Origin of the sequence: Variovorax sp. R-27 (genome assembly GCF_049913215.1) — a bacterium.
Taxonomy (GTDB): Bacteria; Pseudomonadota; Gammaproteobacteria; order Burkholderiales; family Burkholderiaceae_C; genus Variovorax.
Map to the genome: position 1 here is coordinate 2,258,079 of NZ_CP183984.1, position 18,432 is coordinate 2,276,510.

At 66.9% G+C, this 18,432-nt stretch carries 19 protein-coding genes; 8 read left to right on the forward strand and 11 right to left on the reverse strand.

The features are described 5' to 3' along the window. From gloA to ACN9MV_RS10385, 6 genes are all read right to left on the reverse strand, one after another. Positions 1–414 carry a lactoylglutathione lyase gene (gene gloA / locus ACN9MV_RS10360; protein WP_093058258.1) on the reverse strand — a complete coding sequence of 138 codons (414 nt, stop codon included), beginning with the start codon at positions 412–414 and terminating at the stop codon, positions 1–3. Positions 415–485: 71 nt separating this feature from the next. Continuing rightward, entirely contained in the window at positions 486–1,169 is a 684-nt protein-coding gene (locus tag ACN9MV_RS10365; protein ID WP_093058259.1) for a glutathione S-transferase family protein, read from the reverse strand. A gap of 104 nt (positions 1,170–1,273) precedes the next feature. Next, a complete protein-coding gene (locus ACN9MV_RS10370) occupies positions 1,274–1,957 on the reverse strand; it encodes an ABC transporter ATP-binding protein (RefSeq protein ID WP_426392071.1) in 684 nt (227 codons plus the stop codon). Next, a complete protein-coding gene (locus ACN9MV_RS10375; protein WP_426392073.1) occupies positions 1,954–3,633 on the reverse strand; it encodes an ABC transporter permease in 1,680 nt (559 codons plus the stop codon). Before ACN9MV_RS10375 ends, ACN9MV_RS10370 begins: the two co-directional genes overlap by 4 nt. Positions 3,634–3,667: 34 nt before the next feature. After that, positions 3,668–4,732, reverse strand: a complete 1,065-nt coding sequence (locus ACN9MV_RS10380) for a Fe(3+) ABC transporter substrate-binding protein (RefSeq protein WP_426392075.1) — start codon at positions 4,730–4,732, stop codon at positions 3,668–3,670. A gap of 232 nt (positions 4,733–4,964) precedes the next feature. After that, the gene (locus tag ACN9MV_RS10385) at positions 4,965–5,513 is read right to left on the reverse strand and encodes a PaaI family thioesterase (RefSeq protein ID WP_426392077.1); all 549 of its coding nucleotides are present in this window, start codon (positions 5,511–5,513) and stop codon (positions 4,965–4,967) included. 75 nt (positions 5,514–5,588) lie between these two features. Here ACN9MV_RS10385 and ACN9MV_RS10390 point away from each other — a divergent pair, with 75 nt between their 5' ends. The 4 genes from ACN9MV_RS10390 to ACN9MV_RS10405 all read left to right on the forward strand — a co-directional run bounded on the left by ACN9MV_RS10390 (position 5,589) and on the right by ACN9MV_RS10405 (position 9,654). Then, positions 5,589–6,044, forward strand: a complete 456-nt coding sequence (locus tag ACN9MV_RS10390) for a MarR family winged helix-turn-helix transcriptional regulator (RefSeq protein ID WP_093058264.1) — start codon at positions 5,589–5,591, stop codon at positions 6,042–6,044. A gap of 105 nt (positions 6,045–6,149) precedes the next feature. After that, the gene (locus tag ACN9MV_RS10395) at positions 6,150–7,466 is read left to right on the forward strand and encodes an MFS transporter (protein ID WP_093058265.1); all 1,317 of its coding nucleotides are present in this window, start codon (positions 6,150–6,152) and stop codon (positions 7,464–7,466) included. A gap of 19 nt (positions 7,467–7,485) precedes the next feature. Next, positions 7,486–8,907 carry an MATE family efflux transporter gene (locus tag ACN9MV_RS10400; protein WP_426392079.1) on the forward strand — a complete coding sequence of 474 codons (1,422 nt, stop codon included), beginning with the start codon at positions 7,486–7,488 and terminating at the stop codon, positions 8,905–8,907. 39 nt (positions 8,908–8,946) lie between these two features. After that, entirely contained in the window at positions 8,947–9,654 is a 708-nt protein-coding gene (locus ACN9MV_RS10405) for an SDR family oxidoreductase (protein ID WP_354337615.1), read from the forward strand. A gap of 33 nt (positions 9,655–9,687) precedes the next feature. Here ACN9MV_RS10405 and ACN9MV_RS10410 read toward each other — a convergent pair whose 3' ends face one another. From ACN9MV_RS10410 to ACN9MV_RS10430, 5 genes are all read right to left on the reverse strand, one after another. Further along, a complete protein-coding gene (locus ACN9MV_RS10410; RefSeq protein ID WP_093078816.1) occupies positions 9,688–10,002 on the reverse strand; it encodes a hypothetical protein in 315 nt (104 codons plus the stop codon). A gap of 196 nt (positions 10,003–10,198) precedes the next feature. Next, complete coding sequence (locus ACN9MV_RS10415) at positions 10,199–10,936, reverse strand: aldolase (protein WP_426392082.1); 738 nt, start codon at positions 10,934–10,936, stop codon at positions 10,199–10,201. A 43-nt stretch (positions 10,937–10,979) separates the two neighbouring features. Then, positions 10,980–11,627, reverse strand: a complete 648-nt coding sequence (locus ACN9MV_RS10420) for a 2-dehydro-3-deoxy-6-phosphogalactonate aldolase (RefSeq protein WP_093177894.1) — start codon at positions 11,625–11,627, stop codon at positions 10,980–10,982. Then, the gene (locus ACN9MV_RS10425) at positions 11,624–12,532 is read right to left on the reverse strand and encodes a 2-dehydro-3-deoxygalactonokinase (protein WP_093177893.1); all 909 of its coding nucleotides are present in this window, start codon (positions 12,530–12,532) and stop codon (positions 11,624–11,626) included. The genes ACN9MV_RS10420 and ACN9MV_RS10425 overlap by 4 nt, the downstream gene beginning before the upstream one ends. Before the next feature lies 1 nt (position 12,533). Further along, positions 12,534–14,270, reverse strand: a complete 1,737-nt coding sequence (locus ACN9MV_RS10430) for an IlvD/Edd family dehydratase (RefSeq protein ID WP_093058272.1) — start codon at positions 14,268–14,270, stop codon at positions 12,534–12,536. 149 nt (positions 14,271–14,419) lie between these two features. Here ACN9MV_RS10430 and ACN9MV_RS10435 point away from each other — a divergent pair, with 149 nt between their 5' ends. From ACN9MV_RS10435 to ACN9MV_RS10450, 4 genes are all read left to right on the forward strand, one after another. Further along, positions 14,420–15,163: a FadR/GntR family transcriptional regulator gene (locus tag ACN9MV_RS10435; protein WP_093058273.1), complete on the forward strand. Its 744-nt coding sequence runs from the start codon at positions 14,420–14,422 to the stop codon at positions 15,161–15,163. Positions 15,164–15,274: 111 nt separating this feature from the next. Further along, positions 15,275–16,657 (forward strand): ABC transporter substrate-binding protein, encoded by a 1,383-nt coding sequence (locus ACN9MV_RS10440; protein ID WP_093078812.1) that lies wholly within the window; start codon positions 15,275–15,277, stop codon positions 16,655–16,657. A gap of 43 nt (positions 16,658–16,700) precedes the next feature. Next, complete coding sequence (locus tag ACN9MV_RS10445) at positions 16,701–17,582, forward strand: carbohydrate ABC transporter permease (RefSeq protein WP_093058275.1); 882 nt, start codon at positions 16,701–16,703, stop codon at positions 17,580–17,582. Then, positions 17,579–18,430, forward strand: coding sequence for a carbohydrate ABC transporter permease (locus ACN9MV_RS10450; RefSeq protein ID WP_093058276.1), 852 nt, complete (start codon positions 17,579–17,581; stop codon positions 18,428–18,430). Before ACN9MV_RS10445 ends, ACN9MV_RS10450 begins: the two co-directional genes overlap by 4 nt. The last annotated feature ends 2 nt before the right edge of the window (positions 18,431–18,432 follow it).

An 18,432-nucleotide genomic window follows, 5' to 3' on the forward strand; every position in this document is an offset into this window, starting at 1 on the left:
TCAGCGCAGGCCGCCGCCAGCGGCGCCTTCGTCGCGCTGGATGAGCTCGATCTTGTAGCCATCAGGGTCCGTGACGAACGCGATCACCGTGGTGCCACCCTTGACCGGCCCCGCCTCGCGCGTCACGTTGCCGCCCGCGGCCTTGATCTTCTCGCAGGCCGCGTATGCATCGGGTACGCCCAGTGCGATGTGGCCGTAGGCGGAGCCGAGTTCGTAGCTTTCGGTGCCCCAGTTGTAGGTGAGCTCGATCTCGGCCTGGTCGGGGTTGCCCTTGCCGTAGCCGATGAAGGCGAGGCTGTATTTGTACTCGGGGTTTTCGGACGTGCGCAGCAGGTTCATACCGAGCACCTTGGTGTAGAAGTCGATGGAGCGCTGGAGGTTGCCAACGCGCAGCATGGTGTGAAGGAGTCGCATCTCGTGGTGCCGTGTAGTTATGGGATAGATCGGAAAGGGAGGCCGCTATTGTCTGCCTCCCGGCGCGGCGATCAAGCTGCCAGGGTCAGCAGGTGGGCCTGGTGGCGCTGCAGGAATTCCATCAGGTGCTGCGGGTACTCAGGCACCACGGCGTTGCGCACGCTGGGACGGGCGGCCAGCGCCTTGCGCCAGGCATCGACCTTGGGCAGGGCATCGAAGACGTGCGAGTCGCTGATTGCGTCGAATACTTCGAAGTAGCGGAACACCGGCGCGAAGACCGCATCGACGAGGCTGAAGCTGCGGCCTGCGAAGTAGGGGCCTTCGCCCAGCGCAGCCTCGACGCGCCCGAACTTGGCGATGAGCGCGAGGCGCTTCTGCTCGAACACGGCTGCGTCCTGCGTGGTCTCGTAGCCCCAGAGGTCGGCGAGGATGGCCGAGCCGAACTCCATCCAGGCGCGGTGCTCGGCGCGGGTGAGCGGGTCTTCGGGGTGCAGGCGCGCGCCGGGCTGCGTTTCTTCGAGGTACTCGCAGATCACGTTGCTTTCGAACAGCACGGCCTCGCTGCCATCGGGGCGCTGCACCTTCAGCAGCGGCACCTTGCCGAGCGGCGAGATGTCGAGGAACCACTGGGGCTTGTTGGCGAGGTCGATCACGACGCGCTCGAAGGGCACGTCTTTTTCATTCAGCGCAATCGCGGCGCGCTGCACGTACGGGCACAGCAGGTGGCTGACGAGGGTGAGGGCTTGTCGCGTCATGGGGCTTTCCGTTCTTTGGGAAGGATGTGTCTGGAACGCCGCGATTCTTGCGATCCCGAACAACCTTTTCCCGATAAGCCCATTCGAGAAAAGGCCCCTGTGTGCTAGGCCGCCGTGTCGAGCCAGTGCGTGATGCGCCCGCCGTGCATCACGCCGATGCGGTCGGCCATGGCGTGCGCCTCGGCCTCGTTGTGCGTAACGAGAATCGCGGTCTGGCCGGCCTGCTTCAGGATGCCGCGCACTTCTGCCGTCAGTCGCTCGCGCGTGCCGCCGTCGAGGTTGGAGAAGGGCTCGTCGAGCAGCAGCAGCGCGGGCGAGGGCGCGAGCGCGCGGGCCAGCGCAATGCGTTGCTGCTGGCCGCCGGAGAGTTCGTGAGGGTAGCGTTCGCCCGCGTCGGCCAGGCCGACCAGCGCAAGCATTTCCGCGACGCGCGATTGCTGCGCCGCACGGTCCAGGCGACGCAGCCCGAACGCCACGTTCTTCGCGGCCGACAGATGTGGAAACAGCGCGTACTCCTGGAACATCATGCCCACGCGCCGCTGCTCGGGCGGCAGGTGCTTCTGCGCGGACGACAGCAGCGCGTCGCCGAGTCGGACGGTGCCGGCGCGCACGGGCTCGAAGCCGGCGATGGCGCGCAGCACCGTCGTCTTGCCGCAGCCCGAGGGGCCGAACAGGCAGCCGATGTCGCCCGCGTTCAATGCCAGCGAGAAGCCATCGACGACCGTGTGCAGGCCGCGCGGCGTGTCGTAGGCGAGCTGGATCGCATCGATGTGCAGGGGGGAACTCATGTCTTGTCGGGGCCGGGTGTGAGCGAGGACGTGCCCAGCTGGTTGCGCGCAAGCAGCACGACGGGCAGCAGGCCGGCCAGCACGATCGCGAGCGCGGCAATTGCGCCTTCTTCATACGTGCCGCGCGCGGCCTCGGCATAGAGCCAGGTGGCGAGGGTGTCGAAGTTGGCGGGCCGCAGCAGCAGCGTGGCCGGCAGCTCCTTCATTGCATCGACGAACACCAGCAGCGCGGCTGCAGCCATGGCGGGGCGCAGCAGCGGCAGGTGCACGCGGCGCAGCGTGCCGGCGGTGGTTTCGCCGAGCAGGCGCGAGGCCTGCTCGATGGCGGGGGGAATGCGCGCGAGGCCGGCCTCGATGCCGCCCACGGGCATCGCTAGAAAGCGGATCGCGCAGGCCACGACCAGCACGACGCCGGCGCCCATCAGCGGCAGGCCCTGCCAGCCGAGCGCGGTGGCCAGAGCGGCATCGAAAGCCAGCGCAGGCGTGAGCAGCCCGATGGCCAGCACCGTGCCCGGCACGGCATAGCCCAGAGTTGCTACACGCGCCTGCCAGCGCGCACGGTTGAGGCTTGAGCCTTGGCTGCGCGAAGCCCAGGCGACGACCAGCCCCGCCGCCACCGCGACCACGGTGACGCCCGAAGCCAGCGCCAGCGTGTTGCCGAGGCTCGCGATCAGACCCCGGGAAACGCCACCGCCCTGTTGCAGCCGCTTGGCGCTTTCCCAGACGAGGTAGAGCGCAGGGGCCACGAAGCCGATCAGCACGGGCGTCGCTGCCGTCACAGTCGCAGCCCAGGCCGCGCCGCCATGCAGGCGCCGTGGCTGCACCGCGCGCATGCGCTGTGCCGAGCCGAAGCGCTGGTGCTGCCGGCCATTGCGTTCGAGCCAGACCAGCGCCACCACCACGAACAGCATCGCGCACGCAATCTGCGCTGCTCCGGCCAGGTCGGAGCGCGTGATCCACGTGGTGTAGACCGCCACCGTCAACGTGTTCACGCCCAGGAATTCAGAAGCGCCGATGTCGTTGAGCGTTTCGAGCAGCGCCAGGCTGAGCCCCACGGCCAGCGCCGGTCGCGCCAGCGGCAGCGCCACGCGAAAGAACGCGCCGCGCCGGCTTTCGCCGAGCATGCGCGCCGCTTCCATCAGGTGCGCCGGTTGCGTCATGAACATCGCGCGCGCCGTCATGTAGACGTACGGATAGAGCACGAAGCCCAGCACGAAGATGGCACCAGGCATCGAGCGCAGGTCGGGCAGGCGGAACTGGCGCGGGCTGTCGAAGCCGAGCACCCAGCGGATCGCGCCCTGCAGAGGGCCGATGGGGTGCAGCAGGTCGAGGTACGCGAAGGCGACGATGTAGGTCGGCATGGCCAGTGGCAGCAGCAGCGCCCAGTGCAGCACGCCGCGCCCTGGAAAGTCGTGCGCCGTTACCAGCCACGCGCAGCCGGTGCCGATCACCAGCACCAGTGCGCCCACCCCCGTAAGCAGCAAGGCCGTGTTGAGCGCCGCCTGCGGTAGTACATGTGCGAACAGCGGGCCCCAGTGGCTGACGCCCGAACCGAACGCGAGCCAAGCCAGCGTGAGCACCGGCGCGAGCACGCCGATGGCGATCAGGAACGACGCGCAGCGCCACGCCGGGCCCGCGGCGCGCAGGCCCGGCGGCTGGCGCCGCGTGGTCAGCATTCAGTCGCCGGCAAGGCGTGCCCGGCCATCCATGTCACTGGTCGAAGCCGACCTTGTCCACCAGGGCGCTGGCCTGCTTGCGGTACTTCGCGATCTCGGTCAGCGGCAGCGGATCGACCTTCAGCTCGCCGATGGTCTGGCCGATGATCGGGTCGAGTGCCACTCCCTTGCGCACCGGGTATTCATAGTTGGTCTGCGCGTACAGCGACTGCGCCGGTTCCGACACCAGGAACTCGAGCAGCTTGACCGCGTTGGCGCGCTGCGGCGCGTTCTTTGCCACGGCCGCGCCGCTGATGTTGACGTGTGTGCCGCCGCTTTTTGCATTGGCGAAGGTCGGGCGCACGACCTTGATGGCGTCGCCCCACTTGCGCGCGTCAGTGCCTTCCTTGGCGCTCTTCATCTGGCCGACGTAGTACGAGTTGGCCAGGCCCACGTCGCAGATGCCACCGAGGATGTCGCGCGCCACGTCGCGGTCGCCGCCCGTGGCCTTGCGTGCCAGGTTGGCCTTGACGCCGCGCAGCCACTGCTCGGCCTTGGCTTCGCCGTCGTGCGCGATCAGCGAGGCGACCAGCGCGGTGTTGTAGGGGTGCTGGCCGGCGCGGATGCAGACCTTGCCCTTGTACTTCGGGTTGGCCAGGTCCTCGTAGCGGAAGCTCGTGAGGGGCAGGCTCTTGTCGGCATACAGCACACGCGCGCGCAGCGAGAGCGAGAACCACTGGCCGTCGGCGCCGCGCAGGTTGGCCGGAATGGCCGATTCGAGCGCGGCCGATTTCACCGGCTGCGTCACGCCGCCGTCGACCAGGTCCATGAGGTTGCCGATGTCCACCGTCATCAGCACGTCGGCCGGCGAGCGTGCGCCTTCGGCCTTGACGCGCTCCAGCAGGCCGTCTTTCACGAACACGGTGTTGACCTTGATGTTGCTCTGCGCACTGAAGGCCGAGATCAGCGGCTGGATCAGCGCGGGCTCGCGCGTCGTGTAGAGCGTGAGTTCGTCGGCTGCGGCAGCCTGCGCGGGCAGGGCGGCGACGGCAAGCCAGGCGGCGCTGGTGGCGAACAATGCGCGCACGGCGCGGCCTTGGACGCTTGAGCGTTCGGTCATGAGGATCCTCCGGGGGCGGGTGTTCTGGAAAGCACCGAGGCCTGTTGCAGGTCTCGGATGAGAATAATTATCACTGGAGGCGTGAATTGCGACGCCTTTGGACTTACAGGTCGAAGGCCTACTGCCTCGTTGCAAAGTGCGGTGCCTGCGCTGCTCAGCAGCATGTGATGGCGTCCGCTTCCTCCTGCTGACGCCCTCCCGCCCAACCCGATGGCAATCCGGGCGCAGGGGCTCAGCGTGCTGGCAGCACCTCGAACACCAGGCAGGTGGTCGTGGCGTGCGCGAACAGCGTGCCGTCGGGCCCGTAGAGGCGAGCCTCGGCGGTGGCGAGCTGCTTGCCGCAATGAATCACCTTTCCTTCGGCGCGCACGCGCTGCACCTTGGGCGTGAGGCCCTTCACGTAGTTCACGCTCAGCTCGGCGGTGGTGTAGGCGCGCCCGGGCGGCATCATCGTGTGCACTGAGCAGCCCAGGGCCGAGTCGAGCATCGTCGCGACCCAGCCGCCGTGGATGGTGCCCAGCGGGTTCAGGTGCTGCGGCAGCGGCGTGCCTTGGAAGATGGCCACGCCCTGGCGCACTTCGAGGATCGTGAAGTCCAGCGTCTTGGCGATGGCTGCGTAGGGAATGTCGCCGTTCAGCATCGCCTGCATCACTTCGAGGCCGGTCTTGCCCGCGATCTGTTCGGGGCGGGCGAGGCCGGGGCCTGGGCCGGCGTCAAGGCGCTCGGCGATGCGGCGTTCTTCGGCGATCCAGGCTTCGAGCTGGTTGGGGTTTTGTGTCATGCCTGTGTTCCTTCTGGGGGCTTTGGCGGAGGGTGATAGTTGCATATGCAATAGTTGCACATACAATAATATCCCATGGACACCCCCACCAAGCCACGCGGCTGCACCAGCTTCAAGGTGCGCCAGCTTTCGCGCCGTCTTTCGCAGTTCTACGACGCCGAGGTGTCGAAGAGCGGCTTGAAGACCACGCAGTACTCGCTGCTGTCGAACCTCGCGCGGCTCGGCCCTTCGCGGCCGGTCGACCTGGCGGGCGAGCTCAAGATGACCGCCTCGACCCTGAGCCGCAACCTGCAGCCGCTGATCGTCGCGGGCCTGGTCGCGCAGACCGCCGGTGCCGATGCGCGCAGCCGGCTGGTGCATGTGACGCCCGAGGGCGAAGAAAAACGGCGCGAGGCGCTGGCCCACTGGAAGACCGCGCAGCAAAAGCTCAATGCGCTGCTGGGTGTGGAGCGCGTGCTGGCGCTGCACCTGCTGATCGACGAGTCGATGGAACTGCTGGGCGCCGAAGACGTGCCCGACGGCGACGACTGACCCGCCTTCAACCGCTTTCCCGACCCCATCCCATTACGCGTTCCGTCGCGCGCGGCTTCCGCTTTTTTCTTCTCCTCCACATCTCATTCCAACAGCAGAGGTCCCATGTTCGCCACCCCCGTTTCCGCATGGCTCCAGCGCCGCGGCATCCACTACGGATGGATCGTCGCCGCCATCACCTTCCTGACCATGCTGACCATGTCGGCCGCGCTGGGCTTGCCGGGCGCCATGCTGCAGCCGCTGGGCAAGGAGTTCGGCTGGAGCACCGAGCAGATCTCCTCGGCGCTCGCGCTGCGCTTCGCGTTGTTCGGCCTCATGGGGCCGTTCGCCGCGGTGCTGATGGAACGCTACGGCCTGCGCGCGGTAATTTGCACCGGCCTGGCGCTCGTCGGCATGGGCATGGCGCTGGTCACCATGGCCTCGCAGCTGTGGCAGCTGTTCGTGCTGTGGAGCCTGATGCTGGGCCTGGGCACCGGCATGACGGCGCTGGTGCTCGGCGCGGTGGTGGCCAACCGGTGGTTCGTCGCGCGGCGCGGGCTGGTGATCGGCATGCTCACGGCCAGTTCTGCGACCGGGCAGCTGGCCTTCCTGCCGTTCGCGGCCTGGATGATCGAACACTGGGGCTGGCGCTCGGCCATCGTGCCGATCGTGATCGGCAGCATCCTCATCGGCGTGCTGGCGCTGTGCCTCATGCGCAACCGGCCTTCGGACATCGGCCTGCTGCCTTACGGTGAACTGCCCGGCACGCAGCCGGCAGCGCCTGCCGCCGCCGCGCCCGCGATGAACTTCGCCACGCCGTTCCGCGTGCTGAAGGAGGTGTCGACCAACCGCACCTTCTGGATCCTGGCCGGCACCTTCTTCATCTGCGGCCTGAGCACCAACGGACTCGTGCAGACGCACTTCATCTCGCTGTGCGGCGACAACGGCATGGGCGCGGTGCCCGCTGCCTCGGTGCTCGCGATGATGGGCGCCTTCGACTTCGTCGGCACCATCCTCTCGGGCTGGCTGTCGGACCGCTATGACAACCGCAAGCTGCTGTTCTGGTACTACGGCCTGCGCGGGCTGTCGCTGTTCTGGCTGCCGCATTCGGAATTCACCATCTACGGCCTGGGCATCTTCGCGATGTTCTACGGCCTCGACTGGATCGCTACCGTGCCGCCGACCGTCAAGCTCGCGGGCGCCGCCTTCGGCCCCGCCAAGGTGGGCCTGGTGTTCGGCTGGGTCTTTGCCGCGCACCAGCTGGGCGCCGCCACGGCTGCCTACGGCGCCGGCTTTGCTCGCACGCTGCTGCTGACCTACACACCGGCGCTCTACGCGGCCGGCGCGGCCTGCCTGGTGGCGGCGCTGATCGTGATGATGATCCGCCGCCCGGCGGCGAAGGCCGGCTCGCCGGTCACGCCTTCCGCCGCGGCCCGTGCCTGAACGCACCAAGGTTCCCGCCATGACCGCTCCAAACAGCGCCACTGAACTCGACCCGCGCACGCGCCGCCTGCTCGAAGCCCCCATCGTTCCCACGCTGCTGCGCCTTGCTGCACCCAACGTGCTGGTGATGGTGGCGCAGGCCTCCGTCGGCCTCATCGAAACCTACTTCGTCGGCAAGCTCGGCACCAATGCGCTCGCGGGCATGGCACTGGTGTTTCCCATCGTCATGCTGATGCAGATGACATCGAGCGGCGCGATGGGAGGCGGCATCGCTTCGTCGATCGCCCGTGCGCTCGGCGCACGCCGCCGCGCCGATGCCGACGCGCTGGTGTGGCACGCCATCGTCATCGCACTGGGCTTCGGCCTGTGCTTCACGCTGGCGTTGCTGCTGGGCGGGCGCTGGTTGTACGGAATCATGGGCGGCACCGGGCCCGCGCTCGACGCGGCGCTCACGTACTCGAACTGGGTGTTCGCGGGCGCGACGCTGGTGTGGCTCTTCAACTCGCTCTCGGCCATCATCCGCGGCACCGGCAACATGTCTGTGCCGGCCAACGTGACGGTGGTGGGCGTGGTGTTCCTCATTCCGGCGTCGCCGCTGCTGATCTTCGGCGTCGGGCCGCTGCCGGGCATGGGCATCGCGGGCGGCGCGATGGCGCTGCTGCTGTACTACCTGCTGGGCTCCATCGCGCTCATCGTCTACCTGCGCTCGCCGCGCAGTTTGCTGCGGCCCACGCTGGCCGCGCTCAAGCTGCGCTGGCCGCTGTTCCGCGACATCCTGCGCATCGGGCTGGTGGGCGCGGTGTCGACGGTGGCGACCAACCTGTCGATCGGCATCGCCACCGCGCTGACGGGGCACTTCGGTTCGGGCGCGCTGGCTGGCTACGGCACGGCCTCGCGGCTCGAATACCTGCTGGTGCCCCTGGTGTTCGGGCTGGGCGCGCCGCTGGTGGCGATGGTCGGCACCTGCATGGGCGCCGAGCAGCGCGAGCGTGCGCTGCGAGCCACCTGGGCCGGCGCGGCGCTGGCCTTTGCGCTGACCGAGACCATCGGCATTGCGGCCGCGCTGTTCCCGCGCCCATGGCTGCTGCTGTTCGGCAACGACCCGGCCATGCTCGAAACCGGCGCGCACTACCTGCGCGTGGTGGGGCCGCTGTATGGCTTCTTCGGTGTCGGGCTGGTGCTGTATTTCGCGTCGCAGGGCGCGGGGCGGCTGCTGTGGCCGGTGCTGGGCAACATCGCGCGCCTGGCGGTTGCCGGCACGGGCGGCTGGCTGGCGCTGCGCTGGGGCGGCGGGCTCACCGGCGTGTTCGCGGCGCAGGGCGTGGCACTCGTGGTGTACGGCATCGTGATCGCATCGGCCATCGCGGGCGGCGCCTGGTTCGGCCGCGTGGGCTGGCCGCGCACCACCAGCGGGCTGCTGCGGCGCGTGGCGCAGGCTTGAGAACAGTTTTCAACGATTTCCATCAACGAAAGACTCATCATGAAAATCAAGGACTCCGTGGTCTTCATCACCGGCGCCAATCGCGGCCTCGGTCTCGCCTTTGCGAAGGCAGCGCTGGCAGCAGGCGCACGCAAGGTCTATGGCGCGGCGCGCGACCCCAAGAGCATCACCTTGCCCGGCGTGATGCCGGTGGCTCTCGACGTGACGCAGCCTGCGCAGATCGAAGCGGCCGTGCGTGCCTGCGGCGACGTCACGCTGCTCGTCAACAACGCGGGCATCTCGCGTGGCTCCAGCTTCCTCGGCTCGCCCGATGCGCTGGCTGCAGCTCGCGCCGAATTCGAAACCAACTTCTTCGGCCCCTGGGCGCTGACGCAGGCCTTCGCGCCCGTGCTCGCGGCCAATGGCGGCGGAGGTGTGATCAACGTGCTGTCGGCCCTGAGCTGGACCACCTTCCCGAGCGTGGCGACCTACAGCGCAACCAAGTCGGCGGCCTGGTCGCTGAGCAACGGCCTGCGCAACGAACTGGCCGGGCAGGGCACGCAGGTCACGAGCCTGCACGTGGGCTACATGGACACCGACATGGCAGCGCACGTGCAGGGCGACAAGTCTTCGCCGGACGACGTTGCGCGCCAGGCGCTGGCGGGCATTGAGGCGGGGCAGCCCGAGGTGCTGGCGGACGAAGTCTCGCGGCAGCTCAAGCAGACCCTGTCGAGCGCGACGCCGCCCTATGCGGGTTCCCCGGCCTGAACGCAAAACCCGGGCAAGCGGCCCGGGTCTTCATCAATAGCGATAGGGATTGTTGGGCCGGCGGTCGTAACGGTTGGGTACACCGTCACCGTCGTTGTCCCGGCGGCCGCCATGGTGGCGGCGGTCATCCCAGCGGCGGTCGTAGTAGCCGTCGCGGCGATAACCGGGGCCGTAATAGTGGCGCGGCGGAGGCGGCGGTGCGTAGTAGCGGCGCGGAGGCGGCGGTGCGGGCACGACATACACCTGCGCCTGGATGAAGTTTCCGCTCGCATGGGCCTGGGCCGGAACGGTGAGCGTGGCCAGCGACAGAAGGGCCGCGGCGCCGAATGCAAAAGAAAGCTGTTTCATGTGATCCCCCGGTTGTGGTTGGAAGCCCCATCCTCGCGGCCTTGTGTGAAGTTGGTGTAAGGCTGGAGCGAAATCGGATGAAGAGCTGTAAGCGCCTTGCGCGCAGGACGTAGCAAGGCCAAGACACAATTGTGAATGGAGTTTGCACCGCGGAACATGTCCCGCGGATAGGCCATTGGCCGTATCGGCCGGAAGTTCAGCCGCGCGGGGCGGGCAGCATGCGGCGCAGGGCTTCGAAGAACAGGTCCGACTGCTCGCGCTCGCCCTGGATCTGCGCCGCCACGTGCGCGGCCAGCTTCGCGTTGACCGGCACCAGCGGACGCCCGGTCGACTGCGCGATCACCTGGTGCAGGCAGGCGCGCTCCAGGTAGTAGAGGTCGTCGTAGGCGTGGGCGATGTTGCCGCCGGCCACGATCACGCCGTGGTTCGCCAGAAAGGCCACGTCCTTGCCCGCCATGGCGCGGGCGATGCGTTCACCCTCCGCGTCGTCGAGCGCGAGGCCGTTGTATTCGGCGTCGATGGCGATGCGGTTCATGTAGCGCATCGCGTTCTGGCTCGCGGTCGGGTCCAGCGCGCGGTCGACCGTGATCGTGAGCGCCGTGGCGTACGGCATGTGGCAGTGCAGCACGACCGCATGACCGGTGATGCGATGCACCGCGCCGTGGATGAAGAGGGCTGTGGGCTCCACGCGATGGCGCCCGGCGAGCACCTCGCCATGCACGTCGATCAGCACGATATCGTCGGGGCCGATCTCGCTCCAGTGCAGCCCGCGCGGGTTGATGAGGTAGCGGTCTTGCGCGCCCGGCAGCATCACGCTGAAGTGGTTGCAGACGCCTTCGGACAGCCCGTGATGGGCGGCGGCGCGCAGGGCCAGGGCGAGGTCTTCGCGCAGCTTGCGGACGGCAGGGCTGGCGTAGGTGGCATCGGCGGACATCGAGGGGCTCTCCATTTTTCTTGTTGCGGAGGAAGGGCGTAGATCAGGCGAGGGTTGTGCCCGTCCAGGCCGCGATGAATTTCTTCGCGTCGTCGCGCACTGCCGCGGCTTGCTTGCCGGGCTTGTAGAGCGCTGAGCCGATGCCGAAGCCGGCCGCGCCGGCCGCGCGCCATTCGGCCATGTTCGCGGGCGTGATGCCGCCCACGGGCATCACCGGCGTGCCGGCCGGCAGCACGGCCAGCAGCGCCTTCACCACGGCGGGCGAAGCCAGTTCGGCCGGGAACAGCTTGAGCCCGGTGGCACCGGCCGCGAGCGCGCCGAAGGCCTCGGTCGGCGTCATGACGCCCGGCAGGCAGACCATGCCGAGCCGCACGGCTTCGGCGATGACTTCGGCGTTGAAGTTGGGCGAAACGATCAGCTCGCCGCCGGCCGCATGAACCTCGCGCACCTGCTGCGCGCCGAGCACCGTGCCGGCGCCGACCAGCGCCTGCGGAAAGCGCTTGCGCATCAGCGCGATGCTTTCCAGCGGCTGCGGCGAATTGAGCGGCACTTCGAGCAGCCGGAAGCCGGGCTCGACGATGGCGTCGCCGACATCGGCTGCCTCGGCGGGCGTGAGGCCGCGCAGGATCGCCACCAGTGGCAGCTCGCGCATCGCGGCGCCGAATTTGTCGAGGGGTGTGGGGGTGCTCATGCGGGAATTCTGTCGGAATCGAGAAAGCCGGACAGAGCATGCAGCCCGGCCCAGGTGGCTTCGGCCCCCAGCGTGCGCGTGGCGACGCCGGTGGCGCGCAGGGCCAGCGTGTAGCGCTGGGTGAGGGCAGACGAACCGATCAGGATCACCTCGCCGGCCGCCTGCAGCGACTGCGTGCGCAACTCTTCGCCGATCAGCAGGCCCGAGAGGTAGCTCGCGAGTTCTTCCTTCGGCATGCGCTCGAACAGCGCGAGCGTGCGCGTGCCGAAGGCGTTGTGCAGCAGGCCGTGTCCGTTTTCGGAGCGGGTCACGCCCTCGAGGAACGAGGCTTCGTCGAGCGGCGCCGAGGCATCGAGCGTGCGCGCCAGGATCGAGTGCTGGCTCAGCAGCGCATAGAACTCGCCCGTCATGTAGGTGCGGAAGCCCGCGACGCGGCCCTTTTTTACCGTGGCCCATTTGTTGTGGGTTCCGGGCAGCACGAAGACGCCTTCGCTCAGGCCGGTGAGCTCCATCGCGCCGAAAATCTGCACCTCTTCGCCGCGCATCACGTCGGGCACGCCGGCGTGCTCGTCGCTCAGGCCCGGCACGATCGCGATGCGGGCTCCGGGAATGGCATCGATGTCGATGATCTTGCGGCCCACTTCGACACGGCCCGCAGGGCAGGCGCAGTAGGGCGCTTCCACCCAGCCCTGCTTGCTGCCGGCCATGCCGGAGATCAGGCAGCGCGTGCCCTCAAGGCGCATCCAGTCGCCGAACAGCGTCTCGAAGACGGCGGGGAAACCGCCTTCGGGCACCGTGAGGATGCCGCGCGCATCGCTGCGTTCTTCCAGCACCTTGCCGCCGGCATCCAGCAGTGCGCCGCGCAGTGAACTCGTGCCCCAGTCGATTGCTACCAGTCTTGTCATCTCAGTGATTGTCGCGCGGCACGAATGCCCCGCGGCGACCACGCAGGAAGGCCAGGTCAGCCCCTTGGTCAGCCTGCAAAACTGTATCGACGTACAACTTCCAGTAACCAGAGTCGAGCGGCGCCTTCGGTGCCACCCACTTCGCACGGCGCTCGGCCAGTTCTTCGTCGCTCACATGCAGATGCAATTTGCGGTTCGGCACGTCGAGCTCGACGATGTCGCCGTCCTGCACCAGCGCCAGCGGGCCGCCCGCGGCCGCTTCGGGCGCGGTGTGCAGAACCACTGTGCCGTAGGCCGTGCCGCTCATGCGTGCATCGCTGATGCGGACCATGTCGGTGATGCCCTTGCGCAGCACCTTCGGCGGCAGCGGCATGTTGCCCGCTTCGGCCATGCCGGGGTAGCCCTTGGGGCCGCAGTTCTTGAGCACCATGATGCAGTGCTCGTCGATGTCGAGGTTCTCGTCGTCGATGCGCTTGTGCAGGTCTTCGGCGCTTTCGAACACCACCGCGCGGCCCTTGTGCACCAGCAGCTCGGGCGTGGCCGCGCTGGGCTTGATGATGGCGCCGTTGGGCGCGAGGTTGCCGCGCAGCACGCAGATGCCGGCCTTTTCCTTGAAGGGCTCCGCCAGCGTGCGGATGACTTGCGGGCCGTAGTTCTCGGCGTCCTTCACGTTCTCCCACAGGCTCTGGCCGGTGACGGTGAGGATGTCCTTGTGCAGGTGCTCGGCGATCTCCTTGATGACTACCGGCAGGCCGCCTGCGTAGCAGAAGTCTTCCATCAGGTACTGGCCCGAGGGTTGCAGGTTCACGAGGCAGGGCAGATCGGAGGCGAGACGGTCGAAGTCGTCGAGCGAGAGGTCGACACCGATGCGGCCCGCAATGGCCAGCAGGTGGATCACGAGATTGGTCGAGCCGCCGATGGCCGCGTTGACCTTGATCGCGTTCTCGATGGCCTGGCGCGTGAGGATCTTCGACATGTTCATGTCTTCATGCACCATGTCGACGATGCGCCTTCCCGCCTGCCGTGCCAGCACGTTGCGGCGGCCGTCCACGGCGGGGTAGGCCGCATTGCCCGGCAGGCCGATGCCCAGCGACTCGACCATGCTGGCCATGGTGCTCGCGGTGCCCATCGTCATGCAGTGGCCGTGGCTGCGATGCATGCAGCTCTCGGCCTCGAAGAATTCCTGCAGCTTGAGCGTGCCGGCGCGCACCTGCTCGCTCATCTGCCACACGCCGGTGCCCGAGCCGAGCTCTTGCCCGCGCCACTTGCCCGAGAGCATCGGGCCACCCGACACGCCGATGGTCGGCAGGTCGACGCTGGCCGCGCCCATCATGAGCGCGGGCGTGGTCTTGTCGCAGCCCATGAGCAGCACCACGCCGTCGAGCGGATTGCCGCGAATGCTTTCTTCCACGTCCATGCTCGCGAGGTTGCGATACAGCATGGCGGTGGGGCGCAGCAGCGTTTCGCCGAGCGACATCACGGGAAACTCGAGCGGGAAGCCGCCCGCTTCGTACACGCCGATCTTCACCTGCTCCGCGAGCGTGCGGAAGTGCGAATTGCAAGGCGTGAGTTCGCTGAAGGTGTTGCAGATGCCGATGACCGGGCGACCGTCGAACTGGTCGTGCGGCACACCCTTGCCCTTCATCCAGCTGCGGTAGATGAAGCCGTCGCGGTCATGACGGCCGAACCATTGCTGGCTGCGAAGTTCACCGGGTTTTTTCTTTGGGGCGGTGCTCATGAAATGTCTCTCTTTGTTGTCGATGCGTGGGCTCGACCCTCAGGGTTTGTCCTGCCGATCCAGCGTTTCAATCATCATATGATAAGCGTGAACAATGCGCCGGAGCCTTAGTGTTTTCGAGCGGCGAGATACCAGATTTCACATCGCACATGATCAAGAACATCCACGGTCGCACGCTCGAACTCCTCGGTGAAGCCGTGGTGGCGGGGCGCTATGCGATCGGCGCGTCGATCCCCTCCGAGCCCGTGCTCGGCGAGGAACTCGGCGTTAGCCGGACCGTGGTGCGCGAGGCCATCAAGTCGCTGGCGGCCAAGGGCCTGATCGTCACGGGGCCGAAGGTCGGCACGCGCGTGCTGCCCAAGGACAAGTGGAACTGGTTCGATCCCGACGTCATTACCTGGCAGGCGCGCGCGGGGCTCACGCCCGAGTTCCTGCGCGACCTGCAGGACTTGCGCCGCGTGGTGGAGCCGGCGGCAGTAAGGCTCGCGGCCGAGCGGGCCACGGCCACCGACATCGAGGAAATAGAAAGCGCCTTCGCGGGCATGAAGGAAGCCGTGGAGAACGGCGGCGACTACGTCACCTTCGACCTGCGCTTTCACAACGGCCTGCTGAGTGCCGCGGGCAACCGCATGCTGTCTCAGATGAGCAAGGTGCTCAACGCGCTGCTGCGCACCAGCTTCGAGATTTCGACCACCAAGCCCGACGGCCCCACGCTCTCGCTGCCGCTGCACCGCGCGGTGCTCGACGCGGTGATCGCGCACGACCCGGCCAGGGCCGAGCTCGCGATCATCCGTCTCATCGACGGCGCGCGCCAGGACATCGAGGACGTGCTGGGCTCACGCCGGCGATTGCCGCGCCTGAGCAGACCACCGCCCAGGCTCAAGGCCAGTTAGCTGGTCGTATCGGCGTCGTCTACGCGTTTGTCCGCAGTTCGCATCCGGTTCTTTCACCCTACGCTCGCGCCCCGAGCAAATTCCACCCAAGAGAAGAAGGAGACACCAACCATGAAACTCGTCAAGTCGCTGATTGCGCCGACGCTGGTCGCGCTGGGCCTGCTGTCGGCAGGCCACGCTGCCGCGCAGGAAAAACTCACCGTATGGTGGGTCAAGGGCTTCTACAAGGCGGAGGACGACGCGCTGTTCGCCGCCATCAAGAAGTTCGAGGAGAAGAACAAGAACGTGAAGATCGAACTGTCGCAGTACCCGATCCAGGACATGATCCCTAAGACCGTGTCCGCGCTCGACTCGGGCAGCCCTCCTGATGTGGCGTACGCCGACGTGTACGACTTCCAGGTTACCGGCAAGTGGGCCTACGACGGCAAGCTCGAAGACATCAGCAGCGTGCTCACGCCCATGAAGGACCGCTTCGCGCCCAACACGCTGGAGACCACCTACCTCTACAACGACCAGACCAAGACCAAGGCCTACTACGCCTTCCCGATCAAGCAGCAGACGATGCATATCGAGTACTGGCGCGACATGCTGGCCGAAGCGGGCTTCAAGGAGTCGGACATCCCGACCACCTGGAAGGAGTACTGGTCGTTCTGGTGCGACAAGGTGCAGCCCGCCAGCCGCAAGGAAAGCGGCAAGCGCAACTTCGGCATCGGCATGCCGATGGGCGTTGATTCGAGCGATGCGTTCTATTCGTTCCTGACCTTCATGGACGCCTACAACGTCAAGCTGGTGGACGACAACGGCAAGTTGCTGGTCGACGACCCGAAGGTGCGCACCGGCCTGATCGGCGCCATGACCGACTACACCACGCCCTACACCAAGGGTTGCACGCCGCCTTCTTCCACCAGCTGGAAGGACCCGGACAACAACGTTGCCTTCCACAACAAGACGACCGTGATGACGCACAACGCGACCATCTCCATTGCCGCCAAGTGGCTCGACGATTCGAACAACGCCTCGCTCACGCCCGAGCAGCGTGAAGAAGCGCGCAAGAACTACACCGAGCGCATCCGCACGGCCGGCTTCCCGAGCAAGCCCGACGGCAGCAAGATGGTCTACCGCACGGCCGTGAAGACCGGCGTGGTGTTCAAGGACGCGAAGAACAAGGCCCGTGCCAAGGAGTTCGTCACCTTCCTGCTGCAGGAAGAAAACCTGACGCCGTACGTCGAGGGTTCGCTGGGCCGCTGGTTCCCCGTGACCAAGACCGCGCAGCAGCGCGACTTCTGGAAGGCCGACCCGCACCGCCTGTCGGTCTACAACCAGTACGCCGCCGGCACCGTGACCTTCGAATTCACCAAGAACTACAAGTTCACCGTGCTGAACAACGAGAACGTCTGGGCCAAGGCCATGAGCCGCGTCGTGACCGACAAGGTGCCGGTGGACAAGGCCGTGGACGAGATGATCGCGCGCATCAAGACGGTGGCGGGGCAGTAAGCCGCGTACGCACGGCACCCGTCAACAACAGCAGCTGCATGCCATGAGCGCCACTGCCACCGCCGCCGCGTCGACCACACCGGCGCCTGTCGTCAATCTCGGGGCGCGGCATGCGCGCTGGCAGTTCTGGGGCGCGGTCATGGTCGTGCCCTACCTGCTGGTGTTCGTGGTGTTCGTGCTGTACCCGGTGGGCTACGGGCTTTGGCTCGCCCGCCATCCGCAAAGCTACGTGAAGCTGGTCGAAGACCCGATCTTCTTCCGCTCCGTGATCAACACGGCCATCTTCCTGGTCGTGGCGATCAACCTCAAGATGCTCGTGGCGCTGGTGCTCTCGGGCTTCTTCGTAACGTCTCGCTGGTGGATCAAGATCATTTCGGCGATCTTCATCCTCCCGTGGGCGATGCCCTCGATTCCGACCATCCTGTCGATCCGCTTCATGCTGAACCCGGAGTGGGGCGTGATCAACAGCACCATCTTTCGCCTGACCGGCGCCGATGGTCCCAACTGGCTCAACGACCCTGCGCTGGCGCTGAGCTTCGCGATGGTGGTGCATGTGTGGAAGTCGCTGCCGTTCTGGACGCTCATCCTCGTGGCCGGGCGGCTGGCCATTCCCACCGAGCAATATGAAGCGGCTTCGGTCGACGGAGCCTCGTCGTGGCAGAAGTTCCGCTTCGTGAGCTGGCCTGCGCTCAAGACGCTCTACATCACATCGCTGATCCTCTCGATGATCTGGACGCTGGGCGACTTCAACAGCGTCTATCTGCTTACCGGTGGTGGCCCCGCCGACCTGACGCACGTGCTCGCCACGCTGGGCATCCGCTACCTGCGGCTCGACCAGGTCGACCTGTCGATGGCATCCATCGTGGTGGCCTTGCCACTCGTGCTGCCGCTCGTGTACTTCATGATGAAGAGGCTCTCGAAATGAAGCGCTGGACCCCCAAGGCCGTGGCGACAGAGGCCAAGCTGCTGCTCATCGGCATTCCGGTGCTGCTGTGGACGCTGATCCCGGTCTATCACATGGTGCTGTTCGCGATCTCGTCGAAAGACTCCGCGACCTCGGGCCACCTGTGGCCCAAGAACCCGACGCTGGACAACTTCCGCATCGTGTTCCAGCAGAAGCACTTCTACCTCGACCACTTCTGGCTGCAGCTGTGGAACTCGCTGCTGATCGCGGTGTCGGTGGGCGCAATCACGCTCTTCGTGGCAACCACGGCAGCCTTCGCGATCAGCCGGCTGCGCGTGCGCGGCGGGCGCACGGTGATGAACCTGGCGCTGTTCACGTACTTCATTCCGGCGGCGTTCCTGGCCGTGCCCATGTACAAGACCATGGGCAACTACGGGCTGCTCAACAGCCAGTGGGCGCTCATCCTGGCGATGGTGACCATCGCCTCGCCGTACTGCATCTGGGTGCTGAAGCAGGCGTCGGACAAGCTGCCCTACGAGCTCGACGAAGCCGCGCGCATGGACGGCGCCTCGCCGCTGCAGCTGTTCCGCCTCGTGTACCTGCCGCTGATGGTGCCGTCCCTGGTGGCCGTGGGCACGTATTCGCTGCTGCTGGCCTGGAACGAGTACCTCTATGCCTTCCTGCTGCTGTCGAACGACAAGAGCGTGACGCTGGCGGTGGCGCTGGGCAACTTCCTCTCGGCCGACGATTCGCCGTGGGAACTGCTGATGGCCACCGGCCTCATCTACGCACTGCCGCCCGCGGCCATCTATTACGCATTCAAGCGCTACATGGTCGGCGGCCTGACCGCCGGCGCCGTCAAGAGCTGAAC

What these genes read in the sequence shown, in the direction of transcription:
- gloA (WP_093058258.1), bottom strand. Translation starts at nt 414, where the DNA reads ATGCGACTCCTTCACACCATGCTGCGCGTTGGCAACCTCCAGCGCTCC.
- ACN9MV_RS10365 (WP_093058259.1), bottom strand. Translation starts at nt 1,169, where the DNA reads ATGACGCGACAAGCCCTCACCCTCGTCAGCCACCTGCTGTGCCCGTAC.
- ACN9MV_RS10370 (WP_426392071.1), bottom strand. Translation starts at nt 1,957, where the DNA reads ATGAGTTCCCCCCTGCACATCGATGCGATCCAGCTCGCCTACGACACG.
- ACN9MV_RS10375 (WP_426392073.1), bottom strand. Translation starts at nt 3,633, where the DNA reads ATGCTGACCACGCGGCGCCAGCCGCCGGGCCTGCGCGCCGCGGGCCCG.
- ACN9MV_RS10380 (WP_426392075.1), bottom strand. Translation starts at nt 4,732, where the DNA reads ATGACCGAACGCTCAAGCGTCCAAGGCCGCGCCGTGCGCGCATTGTTC.
- ACN9MV_RS10385 (WP_426392077.1), bottom strand. Translation starts at nt 5,513, where the DNA reads ATGACACAAAACCCCAACCAGCTCGAAGCCTGGATCGCCGAAGAACGC.
- ACN9MV_RS10390 (WP_093058264.1), top strand. Translation starts at nt 5,589, where the DNA reads ATGGACACCCCCACCAAGCCACGCGGCTGCACCAGCTTCAAGGTGCGC.
- ACN9MV_RS10395 (WP_093058265.1), top strand. Translation starts at nt 6,150, where the DNA reads ATGTTCGCCACCCCCGTTTCCGCATGGCTCCAGCGCCGCGGCATCCAC.
- ACN9MV_RS10400 (WP_426392079.1), top strand. Translation starts at nt 7,486, where the DNA reads ATGACCGCTCCAAACAGCGCCACTGAACTCGACCCGCGCACGCGCCGC.
- ACN9MV_RS10405 (WP_354337615.1), top strand. Translation starts at nt 8,947, where the DNA reads ATGAAAATCAAGGACTCCGTGGTCTTCATCACCGGCGCCAATCGCGGC.
- ACN9MV_RS10410 (WP_093078816.1), bottom strand. Translation starts at nt 10,002, where the DNA reads ATGAAACAGCTTTCTTTTGCATTCGGCGCCGCGGCCCTTCTGTCGCTG.
- ACN9MV_RS10415 (WP_426392082.1), bottom strand. Translation starts at nt 10,936, where the DNA reads ATGTCCGCCGATGCCACCTACGCCAGCCCTGCCGTCCGCAAGCTGCGC.
- ACN9MV_RS10420 (WP_093177894.1), bottom strand. Translation starts at nt 11,627, where the DNA reads ATGAGCACCCCCACACCCCTCGACAAATTCGGCGCCGCGATGCGCGAG.
- ACN9MV_RS10425 (WP_093177893.1), bottom strand. Translation starts at nt 12,532, where the DNA reads ATGACAAGACTGGTAGCAATCGACTGGGGCACGAGTTCACTGCGCGGC.
- ACN9MV_RS10430 (WP_093058272.1), bottom strand. Translation starts at nt 14,270, where the DNA reads ATGAGCACCGCCCCAAAGAAAAAACCCGGTGAACTTCGCAGCCAGCAA.
- ACN9MV_RS10435 (WP_093058273.1), top strand. Translation starts at nt 14,420, where the DNA reads ATGATCAAGAACATCCACGGTCGCACGCTCGAACTCCTCGGTGAAGCC.
- ACN9MV_RS10440 (WP_093078812.1), top strand. Translation starts at nt 15,275, where the DNA reads ATGAAACTCGTCAAGTCGCTGATTGCGCCGACGCTGGTCGCGCTGGGC.
- ACN9MV_RS10445 (WP_093058275.1), top strand. Translation starts at nt 16,701, where the DNA reads ATGAGCGCCACTGCCACCGCCGCCGCGTCGACCACACCGGCGCCTGTC.
- ACN9MV_RS10450 (WP_093058276.1), top strand. Translation starts at nt 17,579, where the DNA reads ATGAAGCGCTGGACCCCCAAGGCCGTGGCGACAGAGGCCAAGCTGCTG.